Below are 15,310 nucleotides of genomic sequence, written 5' to 3'. Positions count from 1 at the left end.
GTTCCCATCCCGAACACGGTAGTTAAGCCCTTCAGCGCCGATGGTACTTGGGGTTAACCCCTGGGAGAGTAGGTCGTCGCCGGAATAAATTTTAATTGGGGACATTCCTTGGAAAGAGGTTTGTCCCCTTTCCTATAGCAATTTCCTAAAAGAGGCCTGTCCCCATTATACTCACGGTAAAACCGTGAGATTTTTAAATTATATATATTTTGACTACTCAAAAAATAAATTACTTGATTTGTTATCCGGGTGAGTTTATAAATTGTAAGAGAGGTACCACTATAACAAGGAGTGCTCACGCATGAAGATTACTATCATTGGTGCCGGTAAGGTAGGACTGGAAATTACCCGCAGGCTATCTGAAGAAGGGCACGACATAGTGGTTATTGATCGTGATGAGGCTAAACTGAATAAAATCCAGGAAAAAATGGATGTGCTCACTGTCCGGGGAAACGGTTCCAGCGCCCAGTTAATGAGGGATTCCGGCATAAGCGACAGCGATCTGCTGGTGGCGGTGACCAACAGTGACGAAATCAACATGATTTCCTGCATGACCGCCAAAAGGCTGGGCATACAGCGAACCATCGCCAGGATACGCGATCCGGATTACGCCAGGGATCTGATAATTTCCAAGGAGGACCTTGGAGTTGATCTGGTTATTAACCCGGAATATGCGGCTTCGCTGGAAATTATGCGGTTATTAACCATTAATCTGCCGGTGCACACGGAGCTCTTTGCCAACGGAAAGGTACAGATGCTGGAACTCAATATTGACGAATCCCACAGCCATTTCGCGGGTAAAAAGCTGATGGAGATTGAGCTGCCCAAATCCTGCCTGGTGGTTGGCATTTCCCGGAAGGGGAACCTGATTGTTCCCGGCGGTATGGATTTCATTTTGCCCGGAGATACAATTTACCTGCTGGGCAATACGGAGAGTACAAATAAAATATGCAGCAGGGTTAAAAAGAGAAAGCAGCGGGTTCAGAGTGTGCTTATACTGGGCGGGGGAAAAATTGCCTATTATTTGACGGAACGCTTATGCCGCCAGGGTTTGAAAGTTAAAATAATTGAGCAGAATCCGGAACGCTGCAAAGAATTATCCGAGCGCCTGCCCGAAGCCCTTATATTAAAAGGTGACGGAACCGATGTGGAGCTTTTAAAGAACGAGGGAATACATGAAACAGACGGATTTGTGGCGGTAACCGGAATAGATGAGGAGAATTTGTTAATCTCCCTGCTAGCCAAGCAGCTTGGGGCCAAAAGGGTTATAGCCAAAGTCAGCCGCCCCAGCTACGCTCCGCTGGTGGAACGGCTGGGGGTCGACGCGGCTATCAGCCCACGCCTGATTACCATCGGGGAAATAATGCGCTTTATCCGGGGAGGCAGGCTGCTGTCGATGGTTTTGTTGCTGAATGAACAGGCCGAGGCGATGGAGTTGATCGCCCAGACCGGCAGCAAGATAGTAGGGAGGACATTAAAGAATTCGGGATTGCCCAAAGGGGTTATTGTGGGGGCTATCAGCAGGGAAAATAAAATAATAATACCCAAGGGCAATGAGGTTATACGGCCCGAGGACCGGCTGGTGGTTTTCGCCCTGGGGCATAACGTTCATACTGTAATAGCCATGTGCAGCGCGGAGGGAAACCTGCTTGAACAGACGACTTATTTTAAGGACACTGGGACTGGTGCTGTTATGTGAGGCGGCCGCCATGGTCCCTTCTCTTTTTATATCTTTTTATTACACCGGAGAAGATTCCCGGGCTTTAATGATAAGTATTGTTATCACCGCCGCGTCGGGAGCCCTGCTGGCCCTGGTTAAACCGGAGTCACTGCACGTGGGCTACCGGGAGGGTTTTGCCATAGCCACTTTCAGCTGGCTGTTGTCGGCCATTTTCGGTTCTATCCCCTTCGTGCTCTCCGGTGTTCTGCCCAGCCCGGTGGATGCTTTTTTTGAGACCATGTCCGGTTTTACCACCACCGGGGCGTCGGTAATTACCGACCTGGAGGTTATACCCCAGGGAATTCTTTTCTGGAGGAGCTTTACCCACTGGCTGGGGGGCATGGGTATTATTGTGCTGACACTGGCGCTGATTCCCTCGTTGAAAATTGCCGGCATGCAGATGTACAAGGCCGAGGTGCCCGGTCCGACCAAAAGCAAAATGCTGCCGAGAATTGCCCAGACCTCCAGGGAATTGTACAAAATATATCTTATTATCACAATTGTTGAAATAATCGCCCTTAAGATAGCGGGAATGAACTGGTTTGATTCAATTATCCATACTTTCGGGACGGTTGCCACCGGGGGCTTTTCAAACAAAAACGCCAGCGTAGGCGCGTACGATAATCTGGCCGTGGAAGTAATAATTATCTTTTTCATGATTGTCTGCGGCATGAATTTCGCCCTGCATTTTTACGCCCTGCGCGGTAATTTCAGGCCCATATGGAAGGATCCTGAAAGCAGATTGTACTTAGGGGTAATACTGTCCAGCATTCTTTTAATCAGCGGCAACCTGGTGCTGTCCGCCCAGTTTGAGATTGGAAAGGCTCTCAGGGACGCCGCCTTTTCAGTCAGTTCCATTATCACCACCACGGGCTATGCCACTGCGGATTTTGATAAATGGCCGTTATTCAGCCAGTTAGTGCTATTGATGCTGATGCTTATCGGGGGCTGCGCGGGCTCCACCGGCGGCGCCATAAAAAATGCCCGTTTTCTTATCATGTTCAAAGCCATATCGAAACAATTCGTCAAACTTCTTCACCCCCAGGCGGTGGTGCCTGTCAGGGTGGGCAAGGAGGTTATTTCCCAGGACGTGGTGGAAAATGTTCAGACGTTCTTTTTCCTTTATTTTATAATTCTCAGCGGGGCTACCTTCTATATGGCCGGGATAGGGCTGGATTTTATCAGCGCCGTTTCCTCTGTGGCCGCCACCCTTGGCAACGTTGGGCCGGGCTTCGGCGCGGTGGGTCCCATGACCAATTATTCGGGTATACCGGATTCAGGCAAGGTTATACTTTCCCTATGTATGCTGGTGGGCAGACTGGAGATATACAGCGTGATTCTGTTGCTGAGTTCTAAATTTTGGAGATAGCATTCTCTTTGTTGATACCGCTTTGTCCTTTTTTGGTTCTATGTTAAAATATTTACCGTAAGTTGGGGACATTCCATTGAGATAAAGGAGTTGATATAGATGTCGGGACATTCAAAGTGGTCCACTATAAAAAGAAAGAAAGCCAAAGTCGACGCCCAGCGGGGCAAGGTGTTCACCAGACTGTCCAAGGAGATTATCATGGCGGCCAAGGCCGGGGGCGGTGATCCCGAAGGTAATATGCGGCTGAAGACTGCCATTCAGAAAGCCAAGGAGGTCAATATACCCAACGAAAACATTCAGCGGGCCATAATGAAGGGCACCGGGGAATTGGGCGGAGGCAACTTTGAAGAGATCGTCTATGAAGGCTACGGGCCTGGTGGCGTGGCCGTGATGATGGAAATACTGACCGACAACAGGAACCGCACGGCGGGAGAAATAAGGCACCTTTTTTCCAGGTACGGAGGCAACCTGGGTGAAACCGGCTGCGTCTCCTGGATGTTTGACAAAAAAGGTTTAATTATGGTTGATAAAGCCTCCGGCGCCAATGAGGACGACCTTCTTCTGGCTGTGCTTGAGGCCGGGGCCGAGGATATGAAGGTAGAAGAAGACAGCTTCGAAATATATACTGAGCCGGAAAGTTTAGAGTCGGTCCGGGAAAATCTGGCCGCTCAGGGCTGTGTTATCGCTGACGCGGAGATTACCATGATCCCCCAGACATCGGTTAACCTCGCCGGGAATGAGGCGGAGCAGATGCTTAAACTAATGGATTCCCTGGAGGACCATGACGACGTGCAGGAGGTTTACGCCAATTTCGATATTACGGAATAAATCAGTGTTATAAATATGGTATAATGCCTATTAACGCCACAAGCGGGGCGAACGGTGAATCCAAGGTATAAAACATTACTTAAATGGTTATAAATCAGATATCTTGAGAATTACCGGGGTGAACCGCATGTTAAGAAAGATTCCCATGCTGGCAATGAGTATTGTCGTGATTATGCTGGTGGCGTTTGTTTTTTATCAGGCCCTCAATTTTTTTGTGAGTCCTTTAATGAAGCCCGGCCATCCGGTATATAATATTGGCCTGGCCGGGGATACCAGGGTGGTTTCGGGAACCATCGTAAGGCAGGAGAACAGTTACCTCTGCAAGGACGTGGAGACGGTATATCAGGGGCCTGCTCCCAGGGAACTGGTGGGTCTGACCGAAAAGGAGCTGGAAAAGAAATATCCCGCCGAAGAAGGCTGGAGCATCAAAACCGTTGACGGCGGGATACTGGTGCTGACCAGGAATGTTGATGATTTTTGCAGCCTGCACAGGGATTACCGGCACCTGGGCATTTACCGCAACGTGCTGGCCGTATATCAGGGCCCCCTTGGCTGCGACCAGAAACTGATACGGCTGGAAGAGGGTAAAAGGATGGAACTGCTGCCGGAGGATTTAAGGAAACGGCTTGAAAGCGCGGCGGATTTGGCAAATGTCGACCCAGCAGCCAGAGAAGAATTGAAGTATCACCTGGAATTTGAGAACGAGGCAATGCTTAACAGCATGCTGGAAAACCTGGATGAAGTTGTCGAGTAATCGGGGACATTCCTTCCGGGAACAAATAAAAAGGTGAGGGGTTTAAGCATATAAAGGCCTCTTGCCCGGCCCGGGGGTGGCTTATGATAATTATGGGGGTGGATCCCGGTATCGCCATTACCGGTTACGCGGTTTTGGATTACAGCCGGGACCGTTTCAAGGTGATTGACTTCGGCGCTGTAACCACCGATAGCAAAACACCCCTGCCACTAAGACTGAAACAACTATTTAACCAGCTGGATGATATAATTAAAACAACAGCTCCGGAGCAATTTGCCCTGGAGCAGCTTTTCTTTAATAAAAATGTACGCACGGCCCTTACTGTGGGGCATGCCAGGGGTGTGGCCATGCTTTGCGCGGCCCGGGCGGGACTTGAAGTTTTCGAGTACACGCCGCTGCAGGTTAAACAGGCCGTGGTGGGTGAGGGCAGGGCTGATAAAGGCCAGGTGCAGTTCATGGTCCGGGCGCTGCTTTCCCTGCGGGAAGCCCCCAGTCCGGATGATGTGGCCGACGCCCTGGCAGTGGCCATTTGTCATTCCTATCACTGTGGCGTATCGGGGGTTGGTTTTAGATGATCGCGTTTATTAAAGGCAATCTTTATTCTGTGCATACGGACACGGTGGTTGTGGATGTCAACGGAGTGGGCTACAGGCTGCAGGTGCCCTTGTCGGTAATACCCCGTCTGCCCGGGACCGGTGTGGAAGTGGTGCTGTATACCCATATGCACATGAGGGAGGACGGTATAAGCCTGTTTGGTTTCGACACCCAGGAGGCATTGGAGCTGTTCAGGCTGCTGCTGGGAGTCAGCGGGGTGGGCCCCAAGGCCGCCCTGGGGGTACTGTCCACTATAACGCCGGAAAATTTCAGCTCCGCGGTAATCACTGAAAATGCCGCCCTGATTAGCAGGGCTCCGGGGGTGGGCAAAAAAACCGCCCAGAGAATTATTTTAGAGCTCAAGGATAAAATCGCCAAGATTAGCCTGCCGGACAGGGAGCAAACAGTGCTGTCCGGAGAGGCGGGACACACCGCGGACGCGGTCAGTGCTTTGATTGCCCTGGGCTATGGCTCCGCCGAGGCGCTCAGGGCGGTGCAGGAGACCGGCAGGGAATTGGAACAGCCGGGCGTAGAGGATTTAATCAAATTGTCCTTAAAAAGGCTTGCCGGCAACAGAGTATAAGGTGAGGGGACACACCGCGATAAACTGTTTTACCGGTAATAATTAACCCGGGGGATGTTGGTGGTTTTGAATAATAATTTTAATGACAGGTTGATATCGGCGACGCTGAAGGATGAGGATGCGGAAGCTGAAAACAGCCTGCGGCCACGCAGACTTTCCGAATACATAGGGCAGAATAAGGTAAAGGAAACAATAGATATTTTTATCAGGGCCGCCAGGGAAAGAGACGAGGCGCTGGACCATGTTCTCCTGTTCGGGCCTCCTGGCCTTGGCAAAACAACCCTGGCCAATATCATAGCCAACGAACTGGGGGTAAGTATTAAAATTACCTCCGGGCCTGCGGTGGAAAGACCCGGGGACCTGGCCGCCATTCTAACCAATCTGGGTCCCGGGGATGTGCTGTTTATTGATGAGATACACAGGCTGAACAGGTCTGTGGAAGAAATACTGTATCCCGCCATGGAGGATTACGCCCTGGATATTATTATCGGCAAGGGCCCCGGGGCGCGCTCCATTCGTCTGGAGCTGCCCCGCTTTACCCTTATCGGCGCCACCACCAGGGCGGGGCTGCTGACTTCCCCGCTGAGGGACCGCTTCGGGGTTATTTCCAGGCTGGATTACTACAGACTGGAGGATCTGGTGGAAATTATAAACCGGGCTTCGGATATACTGAAAGTACGGACGGATAACGCCGGGGCCCGGGAAATAGCCAGGCGCTCCAGGGGTACGCCCAGGGTGGCCAACCGGCTGCTTAAAAGAGTCCGGGACTATGCCCAGATTAAGGCGGATGGAGTGATTGACGCCCGGGTGGCGGCGGAGGCCCTGCATTTTTTCGAGGTGGATGCCCTGGGGCTGGATAAAACCGACCAGCGTTTACTGCTTGCAATCATCGAAAAGTTCAATGGAGGACCGGTGGGGCTTGATACCATATCGGCCGCCGTGGGGGAAGAAGCCGATACCATTGAGGATGTATACGAGCCTTACCTGATGCAACTGGGCTTGCTGACCCGCACTCCCCGGGGCAGAATTGCCACTGCCATGGCTTACAGACATCTGGACATACCTGGTCCCGAAAAGGATTGATATGAATTGAAATTGCTGTTGCACACCTGCTGCGGGCCCTGTACCATCTACCCGCTGGATAAAATCAGAGAAGAGGCCATGGATGTGACAGGTTACTATTATAACCCCAACATTCATCCTTACAGTGAATGGCTAAAGCGCAGGGAAACCTTGGAAAATTACGCCAGGGAAAAGGATTTCAGGCTGATTGTTGACGAAGATTATCCCCTGGAAGAATTTTTGCGTTCCGTGGTGCACCGGGAGTCCGTACGGTGTTCTTATTGCTATGCCATGCGCCTGCGCAGGGCTGCAAAGGTGGCCAGGAAGGGAAAATTCGACTGTTTTTCCAGTACGCTTCTGGTAAGCCCCTTTCAAAAGCATGATTTAATAAAGGAAATAGGCGAAGCGGTGGCCAAGGAAACCGGTATTCCTTTTTATTATGCCGATTTCCGGCCCGGCTACAAGGAGGCCGCTTCCCGGTCCAGGGAACTGGGGATGTACCGGCAGCAATACTGCGGCTGTATATATAGCGAAAAGGAAAGGTATTATAAAAAGCCGGGCAAATAGATTGGTGAGTGATTGAAATGGATTCCCTTAACGGCATCGGAAAAATTATCGTTATCATGGGGATTATTCTGGTTGTGACCGGGCTTTTGCTCATGTTCTCCGGCAAGATATTCAATTTTGGAAAACTGCCCGGTGACATATTAATCCGCAAGGGTAATTTTACTTTTTATTTTCCCCTGGTTTCCATGATACTTCTCAGTATATTGCTGACGGTGATACTTAATCTGTTTTTCCGGAGGTAGCCGTTATGCCTCCCCAAAACAACTAAAATTAATACTGAGTAATAATTTAGGCAGGAAAAATCTGCTTGGTGTCGAAATCCCTAGTTTGTTAAATATTTCTTCTTTATGTTATCGGGGGTTTTGACAGCATGCTTGCACATAATTTTTTCAAATTAAATAACCGACTGGTCAAGGCACCATTAACGGGGCTGTTTTTTTTGTTTCTGGGGGTGGCGCTGTTTTTACTTCCCTTTAAGGCCGGCGCCGATGTTTCCGTGGTGGTTAAGGATATAAGGGTGGGACTGGCCCTGAAAACCCTTGTGCAGGATTTTTCGGTTACCGGGGAATACCGGGTGCTGGACGCGGTGACGGGGTCGGAAGTGGCTGTGGCCAGAGCCGGGGAAAGATGGCAGGCCAGGTTTGACGGGGGGCGGATTGAACTGCTCAGGGACGGAGAGAGCCTGGGGAGATTTGACAACCCGGTGGTGCTGAAGGAATCCGCCCGGAGTATTTTGGCCATATCCGCCGGCGGCTCACTGACCGGGATTGGTCCCGGCAGGCCGGCTGTGGAGGCTGCCGGAGGTGAAACGGGGCGGCTGGACTCTGATTTGAGCGGATACCGGGTGCTTACCGGTGATGGGCAGTCGGCATTAAGAGGAACCACCGGTCAAAACCTGCTGGCTTTGAGCAATGGCGGAGCTTCTCGGAAGTACCGGGGGGATCTGGAGTTCAGGGCCTTTAGCGACGGCATGGCGGTGATAAACCAGCTGCCCCTGGAGGAATATCTATACGGCGTTGTCCCCGGGGAAATGCCTTCATCCTGGCCGGAGGAGGCTTTGAAGGCCCAGGCGGTGACGGCCAGGAGCTACGCCATGGCCCAGATGACGGCGGGCGCTTATTCATCCTATGGATTCGACGTGCTGGCCGGCCAGCAGAGCCAGGTCTACCAGGGCTATGACGCGGAGAACCAAAAGGTGAAGGATGTGGTTGACCAAACCCGGGGCCGGGTACTGACCTGCAGGGGAATTGTGATAACCGCCTTTTTCCACAGCTGCAGCGGAGGCTACATTGAGAACAGCGAGGATGTCTGGCAAAATCCTCTGGAATATATAAAGGTTAAACCCGACCCGGCGGATATTAATGACAAATACTATCACTGGGAGAAAGCATACGATCAAACCCAGTTGGTGGACCAGTTAAGGCAAAAGGGATACAGCTTCAGCAGTATTTCGGATGTTGTTGAAATAGCCAGAACCTCTTCCGGCGCCAGGGTTAAAAAGGTGGCTGTAACTGGTCTTGACGCCGGGGGACTTCCTGCCAGGGTTGAAATATGCAACGCCGATTCCGTGCGTTCCGCCTTCGGGCTGAACAGTTCCCTGTTCGAAATGGAAGTGGAGAAAGATGAGCAGGATTCTCTGTCCAGGATTGTTTTTTGCGGGAGCGGACTGGGACACGGTTTGGGCATGTCCCAGTACGGCGCTCTGGGTATGGCCGGGGAAGGTTATAATTACCAGGATATATTGAAATACTATTATACTGACGTTGATATTGACCTGCTTTATTAGAATGGCTTAAGGTGACGCATTGAAAACCGCTGATTTTGACTATTTCCTTCCCGAGGAGCTAATTGCCCAGGATCCCGGCCTGAAAAGGGACGAGTCCAGGCTGCTGGTTTTAAGAAGAGACGGCTCCGGCATGGAGCACAGGAAATTTAACAATATAGTTGAATATTTAGCGCCCGGGGACGTGCTGGTAATTAACGACACCAGGGTCATCCCGGCCAGGCTCTTTGCCCGGAAGGCGCCAACCGGGGCGGAGATAGAAGTGCTTTTACTCAGGCAGCTGTCACCCCACAGTTGGGAAACCCTGGTTCGCCCCGGCAAAAGGGTCAGGCCGGGCACCCGCCTGATTTTTAGCCAGGGACTGCTGGAGGCGGATGTGGCGGATGTTACGGATGCCGGCGGGAGGATTCTTGACTTTAAGTATCAGGGCGATTTTAATGAGGTAATAGAAAAGATAGGCCGGATGCCGCTCCCGCCTTATATTAAAAATTATCCCGCGGACCCCGGCCGCTACCAGACGGTTTATGCCCGGGAGCCGGGTTCCGTGGCGGCTCCCACGGCGGGCCTGCACTTTACTCCGGAGCTGTTGGAGAGAATAAAGGGCAAAGGCGTTAATATTGTTTCCGTGCTTTTACATGTGGGTCTGGGCACTTTCCGGCCTGTAACCGCGGAGAATGTGGAAGAGCACCTGATGCACCGGGAATACTATGAAATAACCCCGCGGGCCGCTGAAATAATCAACGGCGCCAGGGCAGGCGCCGGCAGGGTCATAGCCGTCGGCACCACCAGCACCCGCTGCCTGGAGAGTTCCGCCGAACAGGACGGCAAGGTGCGGCCGGGAACCGGCTGGACGGATATATTTATATATCCCGGCTATAAATTCAAGGTGATTGACGGTTTAATAACCAATTTTCACCTGCCCTGCTCCACCCTGCTGATGCTGGTAAGCGCCTTTGCCGGCAGGGAAAGGGTTTTGGACGCCTACCGGACTGCCGTGGACAGGCGCTACCGTTTTTTTAGTTTCGGCGACGCCATGCTGCTGATTTAAGAAAAAGTAAGAAAAAGGAACATTATGGCTATAATTTTTAAGGAACTGCTAAAAGACTCAAAATCCAGGGCCAGGCTGGGGGAACTGGAGACCCCCCACGGCAAGGTGGAAACTCCTATTTTTATGCCCGTGGGCACGCAGGCCACGGTAAAAACCATGACCCCGGAAGAAGTAAAGGAAATGGGCGGACGCCTGATACTGTCCAATACCTACCACCTTTACCTGAGACCCGGCCACCAATTGGTGCGTAAAGCCGGCGGGCTGCACCGGTTCATGAACTGGGACGGGCCAATCCTCACGGACAGCGGCGGATTTCAGGTGTTCAGCCTGGGGCCGCTGAGAAAAATTGAGGAGGACGGGGTAAGGTTCCGCTCGCACATTGACGGTTCGGAACATTATTTCAGCCCCGAGCGGGCGGTGGAAATACAGGAGGCCCTGGGGGCGGACATTATAATGGCCTTTGACGAATGCGCCCCTTATCCCTGCACCAGGGAGTATGCCGTAAAAGCCCTGGAGCGCACCACCCGCTGGGCCGGGAGATGCAAAAAAGCCCATGGCAGGGAGGAGCAGGCCCTTTTTGGCATAATCCAGGGAGGGACTTTCAGGGATTTGCGGGAAATAAGCGCATCCCAACTGCTGGAGCTTGATTTTCCCGGCTACGGTATAGGCGGCTTGAGTGTTGGCGAGCCAAAGGAATTGATGTATGAAATGCTGGATTACACAGTCCCCTTGATCCTTGAGGAAAAACCCCGTTATCTGATGGGGGTGGGGTCGCCGGACTGCCTGCTGGAGGGAGTGGCCAGGGGCGTGGATATGTTCGACTGCGTTCTTCCCACCAGGATAGCCAGAAACGGCACAGTGTTTACCCATACAGGCAAGCTTGTGGTTCGCAACGCGGCTTATGCCGAGGATTTTACTCCCCTGGATCCGGAATGCGACTGCTATACCTGCAGGAACTTCTCCAGGGCTTATGTGAGGCACCTGATCAAGGCCAACGAGGTTTTGGGCATCAGGCTTACCACCATACATAATTTGCGCTTTATAATACGTCTCATGGAAAATGTTAGAAGGACAATAAAAGAAGGCACATTCCTGGAATATAAGGAAAAATTCTTAAGCCGTTTTAATTCCGACTAATTTTTTATCCTCAGTAAAAGGGAATCGGCTTAATAAGACGAATAATATCATTATATAGAAAGGAGGTTCCTTATTGAATTCCGGTAGTATAGGCACCCTTATTTATATTGTGGCGCTTTTCGCCCTTTTGTATTTTTTGATGATTCGTCCCCAGCAGCAACGCCAGAAAAAACACCAGCAGATGGTCAGCGGCATGAAGGTTAACGATCAGGTAACCACCGCGGGCGGCATGTTGGGTTCCGTGGTTAAAATCAAAGAGGACACAATTATCCTCCGTGTGGCCGATAATGTACGCATTGAGTTTTTGAAAAGCGCCGTCGCCCAGGTGCGGGAATCCGCTCCGGAGGAAGAGAAAGAATAGCTGTTTAAGATCTGGTCCGGGCTGAACGCCCCGGGGCGTTAATAATATGCTAATAGATTCCGGATCTTGGAGGGTAGGCTTGAAGTCTACTCTCTTTCTCCGTATTGGTTAAAATGGCAAATTGAACTCCCTAAGGCTTATTATGGCAGGTCCGCCCCCTGTTTGCCGGCTCACCAAATTGCGTTACAGGGACCCGGGCATGTATAAAAATTGCCCAATCCATGCATTTTACACCATGTGCGGGATTTTTTCCTTAACGCTGCAGTTATGTTTATATACCGGCAAAACGGCAGGAGGATATATATGGTTACTCTGGAGGATGTCAGGAAGAACCCGGTGGTGGACAGCTTTATTCGCAAGGGAAATGAGTATCTGGGCGCCATGGGCTTTACCGAGCATAGCTACAGGCATGTCAACCTGGTTAGCAAGATTGCCAGCACCATCTTAAAGCAGCTGAAATATTCTCCCAGGGAAGCGGAGCTGGCGGCTATCGCGGGTTACCTGCACGATATCGGGAATGTGGTCAGCCGTAACGACCACGGTAATTCCGGGGCGTCAATAACCTTTCCCATATTGATGGCCATGGGTATGGAACCGGATGAGGTGGCGGCGGTGATATCCGCCATTGCCAACCATGAGGAACAGTATGGCCAGCCCATCAGCAACATTTCCGCCGCCTTGATCATGGCGGATAAATCCGACGTGCACCGCTCCCGGGTGCGCAATCAGGATTTTGCCACCTTCGATATCCATGATCGGGTAAATTATGCCGTGGAGCATGCTTTTCTGCGGGTGGATGCGGAAAACCGGATTATAACCATGGATCTGACCATTGATATAACAATCTGTTCGGTTATGGAGTACTTTGAGATATTTTTGACCAGAATGGTGCTCTGTCGGCGGGCTGCCTGCTTTTTGCAGTCCAATTTCGAACTGATTATTAATGATTCCAAGCTGTTGTAGCAGTTGTAAAATCAGGGGGGAGAATATTAAAACATGAAGTGGAGCAAAGTACTGATCCTGTTGCTGATTATCGCGCTGGTGATTTCCGCCGCCGTGCTGTCAGTGGCCCCGGTATTTGACCAGAACAAGACCCTGGGCAAATACCTTCCTCTGGTAAAGGGCATTAACCTGGGGCTTGACCTGCAGGGCGGGGTGCACGTGGTATTCGAGGCTCACGATACGCCGGAAGCCAAGGTTACTCCAGATACCATGAAACAATTAAAGGCCATAATTGAGAACAGGGTTAACGGACTCGGGGTATCGGAGCCGATAATCCAGATTCAGGGTGAAAGACGCCTGATTGTGGAGCTGGCAGGCATCAAGGACCCCGAAGAAGCCGTGCGCACCATCGCCAAGACCGCGTATTTGCAGTTTATTACCGAGGACGGCAAAACCGTGGTCACCGGGGCTGATTTGAAGGATGCCAAGGAGGGCAAGAACCAAAACGGAGAGAATGTAATAAACATTGCCTTTACGCCCGCGGGGACCAAAAAATTTGCCGAGGCCACTGCGGCCAACGTGAACAAAAGAATAGCCATTGTGCTGGACAACCAGGTGTTGACAAATCCCAATGTTAATGAGCCCATTCCTAACGGCAAGGCTGAAATAACGGGTTACGCCACCCTGGATGAGGCTCACAATGACGCGTTGCTGCTGCGCTCCGGAGCCCTGCCGGTAAAGGTGACGGTGGAAGAAAAACGTTCGGTGGGACCGGCCCTGGGTGCCGACTCCCTGGCTAAATCGGAACACGCCGGCCTGGTGGGCGTGGTGGCCATACTGGTGTTTATGCTGGTTTATTACCGGCTGCCGGGATTGATTGCCGATTTTGCCCTGGTGATTTACACTTTAATAGTTCTGGCGGTTTATGTGGGGCTGCACGTTACCATGACATTGCCGGGCATAGCTGGTTTTCTGCTGTCCCTGGGCATAGCGGTGGACGCCAACGTAATTATTTTCGAGCGGCTGAAGGAAGAGCTGCGCACCGGCAAGAGCCTGCGCTCCGCCATTGACGCGGGCTTTAAACGCGGTTTTACCGCTGTTTTTGACGCCAACGTCACCACCATAATAGCGGCGGTGGTGCTGTACTATCTGGGCACCGGCCCCATCAAGGGCTTTGCCGTAACCCTTATCATAGGTATTCTGGCCAGCATGTTTACGGCGATTTCGATGACCCGCTGGCTGCTGCATCTGGTGGCTGCCGCCAACATAAGTAAAAATCCCAAATATTTCGGCGCGTAAGGGGGTAGGGGAATGTTTCATTTTGTTAAACTGCGCAAAATCTGGTATATAATTTCTATTGCCGTGATAGTTCCCGGTATTATCTCCCTTATGCTGCAGGGTCTTAATTTAGGGATAGACTTTACCGGGGGCACCATTATGGAGGTCCGTTTCGACAAGGCCGTTAATGTTCAGGATGTGAGAAACGTTGTGGATTCCCTTGGTATTGAGGGAAGCAAGAGCATCCAGCAGAGCGGTGACAGGGACTATATCATTAAAACCAAGGCGCTCAGCCAGGAAGAGAGCGACAAAATGTTCAGCCAGATACAGGACAAGCTGGGCAAAGCCACCCTCATGAGAACGGACCTGGTGGGACCGGTGATCGGTCAGGAGTTAGCGTACAAAGCCTTGCTGGCCCTGTTGATTGCCGCTGTTTTAATGGTAATTTACATTACCATCCGGTTTGAGTTCAAGCAGGGCATAGCCGCCGTCGCCGCCCTTTTGCATGATACGCTGGTGGTAACGGGGGTATTCTCACTGCTGCAAATTGAAGTGGATATGGCCTTTGTGGCGGCCATACTCACCATCATCGGTTATTCCATCAACGACACCATCGTCATTTTCGACCGTATCAGGGAAAACCTCAGGAGTCAGAAAAAAGGAGAAACCCTGGAGGACCTGGTGGACAAAAGCCTGTGGCAGACCCTGGCCCGTTCCATAAACACGGTTCTCACGGTTATATTCGTGCTGCTGGCGCTGTATTTCCTGGGCGGCAGCACCATAAAAACCTTTGTTCTGGCCATGCTCATAGGGGTTGCCAGCGGCGCCTATTCTTCAATATTCAACGCAAGCCCGCTATGGGTGGACTTGAAACTTTTGGATAAAAGAAAAAAATTACAGACCGCCAAGGTATGATAGAGAAGAGAAACAAAGAGAGATAGTATTTCATCCTTTTGTTTATTAACATGATATTTGTTATATAAGTTAGTATTTAGCAGGGCGAAATTATATTTTTTTGCTCTGCTATTGTTTTTGTTAGTTAATGGCTTTAATTATGGCATTGTTTTAAATTGTTTCATCAGCTTGTAATTGTGAATACAATAATTAATTGCTGTTTTAATTGTTATTAATGGTTTTATGATATAATAGCTGTACTGTTATTTAGTAAGTAAATAAATAGGGAAATTATAGTAAATGGGACTTGATTAAAATGGTTGCTGTATTATAAAAAATATTCTTGACACAAGAAAATAGAAAACGTTACAATTATTTAGTACTAATGTG

Annotated in this window: 16 protein-coding genes and 1 rRNA gene; all 17 read left to right on the top strand. The window is 50.8% G+C overall.

The features are described 5' to 3' along the window. A 5S ribosomal RNA gene (gene rrf, locus DCCM_RS16105) occupies nt 1-85 on the top strand; the annotation flags it as partial. A 216-nt stretch (nt 86-301) separates the two neighbouring features. Beyond that, nucleotides 302-1,699 carry a Trk system potassium transporter TrkA gene (trkA, locus tag DCCM_RS16100; RefSeq protein ID WP_104373391.1) on the top strand — a complete coding sequence of 466 codons (1,398 nt, stop codon included), beginning with the start codon at nt 302-304 and terminating at the stop codon, nt 1,697-1,699. Next, the gene (locus DCCM_RS16095; protein WP_104373390.1) at nt 1,650-3,089 is read left to right on the top strand and encodes a TrkH family potassium uptake protein; all 1,440 of its coding nucleotides are present in this window, start codon (nt 1,650-1,652) and stop codon (nt 3,087-3,089) included. The genes trkA and DCCM_RS16095 overlap by 50 nt, the downstream gene beginning before the upstream one ends. 99 nt (nt 3,090-3,188) lie before the next feature. Continuing rightward, complete coding sequence (locus tag DCCM_RS16090) at nt 3,189-3,917, top strand: YebC/PmpR family DNA-binding transcriptional regulator (protein WP_104373389.1); 729 nt, start codon at nt 3,189-3,191, stop codon at nt 3,915-3,917. Between the two features lie 127 nt (nt 3,918-4,044). Continuing rightward, on the top strand, nt 4,045-4,671 hold the full coding sequence (locus DCCM_RS16085) for a hypothetical protein (protein ID WP_104373388.1): 627 nt from the start codon (nt 4,045-4,047) through the stop codon (nt 4,669-4,671). Between the two features lie 83 nt (nt 4,672-4,754). Further along, nucleotides 4,755-5,246 (top strand): crossover junction endodeoxyribonuclease RuvC, encoded by a 492-nt coding sequence (gene ruvC / locus DCCM_RS16080; RefSeq protein ID WP_104373387.1) that lies wholly within the window; start codon nt 4,755-4,757, stop codon nt 5,244-5,246. After that, nucleotides 5,243-5,848: a Holliday junction branch migration protein RuvA gene (gene ruvA, locus DCCM_RS16075; protein ID WP_104373386.1), complete on the top strand. Its 606-nt coding sequence runs from the start codon at nt 5,243-5,245 to the stop codon at nt 5,846-5,848. The genes ruvC and ruvA overlap by 4 nt, the downstream gene beginning before the upstream one ends. A 66-nt stretch (nt 5,849-5,914) precedes the next feature. Beyond that, on the top strand, nt 5,915-6,931 hold the full coding sequence (gene ruvB, locus DCCM_RS16070; protein WP_231702809.1) for a Holliday junction branch migration DNA helicase RuvB: 1,017 nt from the start codon (nt 5,915-5,917) through the stop codon (nt 6,929-6,931). Between the two features lie 6 nt (nt 6,932-6,937). Continuing rightward, nucleotides 6,938-7,477, top strand: a complete 540-nt coding sequence (locus tag DCCM_RS16065) for an epoxyqueuosine reductase QueH (RefSeq protein ID WP_104373384.1) — start codon at nt 6,938-6,940, stop codon at nt 7,475-7,477. A 17-nt stretch (nt 7,478-7,494) separates the two neighbouring features. Then, entirely contained in the window at nt 7,495-7,719 is a 225-nt protein-coding gene (locus tag DCCM_RS16060; protein WP_104373383.1) for a DUF2905 domain-containing protein, read from the top strand. 197 nt (nt 7,720-7,916) lie between these two features. Next, nucleotides 7,917-9,263 carry a SpoIID/LytB domain-containing protein gene (locus DCCM_RS16055; RefSeq protein ID WP_165792207.1) on the top strand — a complete coding sequence of 449 codons (1,347 nt, stop codon included), beginning with the start codon at nt 7,917-7,919 and terminating at the stop codon, nt 9,261-9,263. 19 nt (nt 9,264-9,282) lie between these two features. Next, a complete protein-coding gene (gene queA, locus DCCM_RS16050; RefSeq protein WP_104373381.1) occupies nt 9,283-10,308 on the top strand; it encodes a tRNA preQ1(34) S-adenosylmethionine ribosyltransferase-isomerase QueA in 1,026 nt (341 codons plus the stop codon). A gap of 24 nt (nt 10,309-10,332) precedes the next feature. Then, nucleotides 10,333-11,445 (top strand): tRNA guanosine(34) transglycosylase Tgt, encoded by a 1,113-nt coding sequence (gene tgt, locus DCCM_RS16045; protein WP_104373380.1) that lies wholly within the window; start codon nt 10,333-10,335, stop codon nt 11,443-11,445. Nucleotides 11,446-11,518: 73 nt separating this feature from the next. After that, nucleotides 11,519-11,806, top strand: coding sequence for a preprotein translocase subunit YajC (gene yajC, locus DCCM_RS16040; protein WP_104373379.1), 288 nt, complete (start codon nt 11,519-11,521; stop codon nt 11,804-11,806). Between the two features lie 303 nt (nt 11,807-12,109). After that, nucleotides 12,110-12,769, top strand: a complete 660-nt coding sequence (locus DCCM_RS16035; RefSeq protein ID WP_104373378.1) for an HD domain-containing protein — start codon at nt 12,110-12,112, stop codon at nt 12,767-12,769. Nucleotides 12,770-12,802: 33 nt separating this feature from the next. Next, nucleotides 12,803-14,047, top strand: coding sequence for a protein translocase subunit SecD (gene secD, locus DCCM_RS16030; protein ID WP_104373377.1), 1,245 nt, complete (start codon nt 12,803-12,805; stop codon nt 14,045-14,047). 12 nt (nt 14,048-14,059) lie between these two features. Continuing rightward, complete coding sequence (secF, locus tag DCCM_RS16025) at nt 14,060-14,941, top strand: protein translocase subunit SecF (protein WP_104373376.1); 882 nt, start codon at nt 14,060-14,062, stop codon at nt 14,939-14,941. Nucleotides 14,942-15,310 lie beyond the last annotated feature (369 nt).

The organism is Desulfocucumis palustris (genome assembly GCF_002933875.1).
GTDB classification, from domain to species: domain Bacteria; phylum Bacillota; class Desulfotomaculia; order Desulfotomaculales; family Desulfocucumaceae; genus Desulfocucumis; species Desulfocucumis palustris.
Note: the sequence above shows the minus strand (reverse complement) of the source record. Positions and strands in the feature narration are given on the sequence as shown.

Bases quoted from the DNA above. Each gene is read 5' to 3' on its own strand.
- trkA (WP_104373391.1), top strand. From the start codon at position 302: ATGAAGATTACTATCATTGGTGCCGGTAAGGTAGGACTGGAAATTACC.
- DCCM_RS16090 (WP_104373389.1), top strand. From the start codon at position 3,189: ATGTCGGGACATTCAAAGTGGTCCACTATAAAAAGAAAGAAAGCCAAA.
- DCCM_RS16085 (WP_104373388.1), top strand. From the start codon at position 4,045: ATGTTAAGAAAGATTCCCATGCTGGCAATGAGTATTGTCGTGATTATG.
- ruvC (WP_104373387.1), top strand. From the start codon at position 4,755: ATGATAATTATGGGGGTGGATCCCGGTATCGCCATTACCGGTTACGCG.
- ruvA (WP_104373386.1), top strand. From the start codon at position 5,243: ATGATCGCGTTTATTAAAGGCAATCTTTATTCTGTGCATACGGACACG.
- DCCM_RS16060 (WP_104373383.1), top strand. From the start codon at position 7,495: ATGGATTCCCTTAACGGCATCGGAAAAATTATCGTTATCATGGGGATT.
- tgt (WP_104373380.1), top strand. From the start codon at position 10,333: ATGGCTATAATTTTTAAGGAACTGCTAAAAGACTCAAAATCCAGGGCC.
- DCCM_RS16035 (WP_104373378.1), top strand. From the start codon at position 12,110: ATGGTTACTCTGGAGGATGTCAGGAAGAACCCGGTGGTGGACAGCTTT.
- secD (WP_104373377.1), top strand. From the start codon at position 12,803: ATGAAGTGGAGCAAAGTACTGATCCTGTTGCTGATTATCGCGCTGGTG.
- secF (WP_104373376.1), top strand. From the start codon at position 14,060: ATGTTTCATTTTGTTAAACTGCGCAAAATCTGGTATATAATTTCTATT.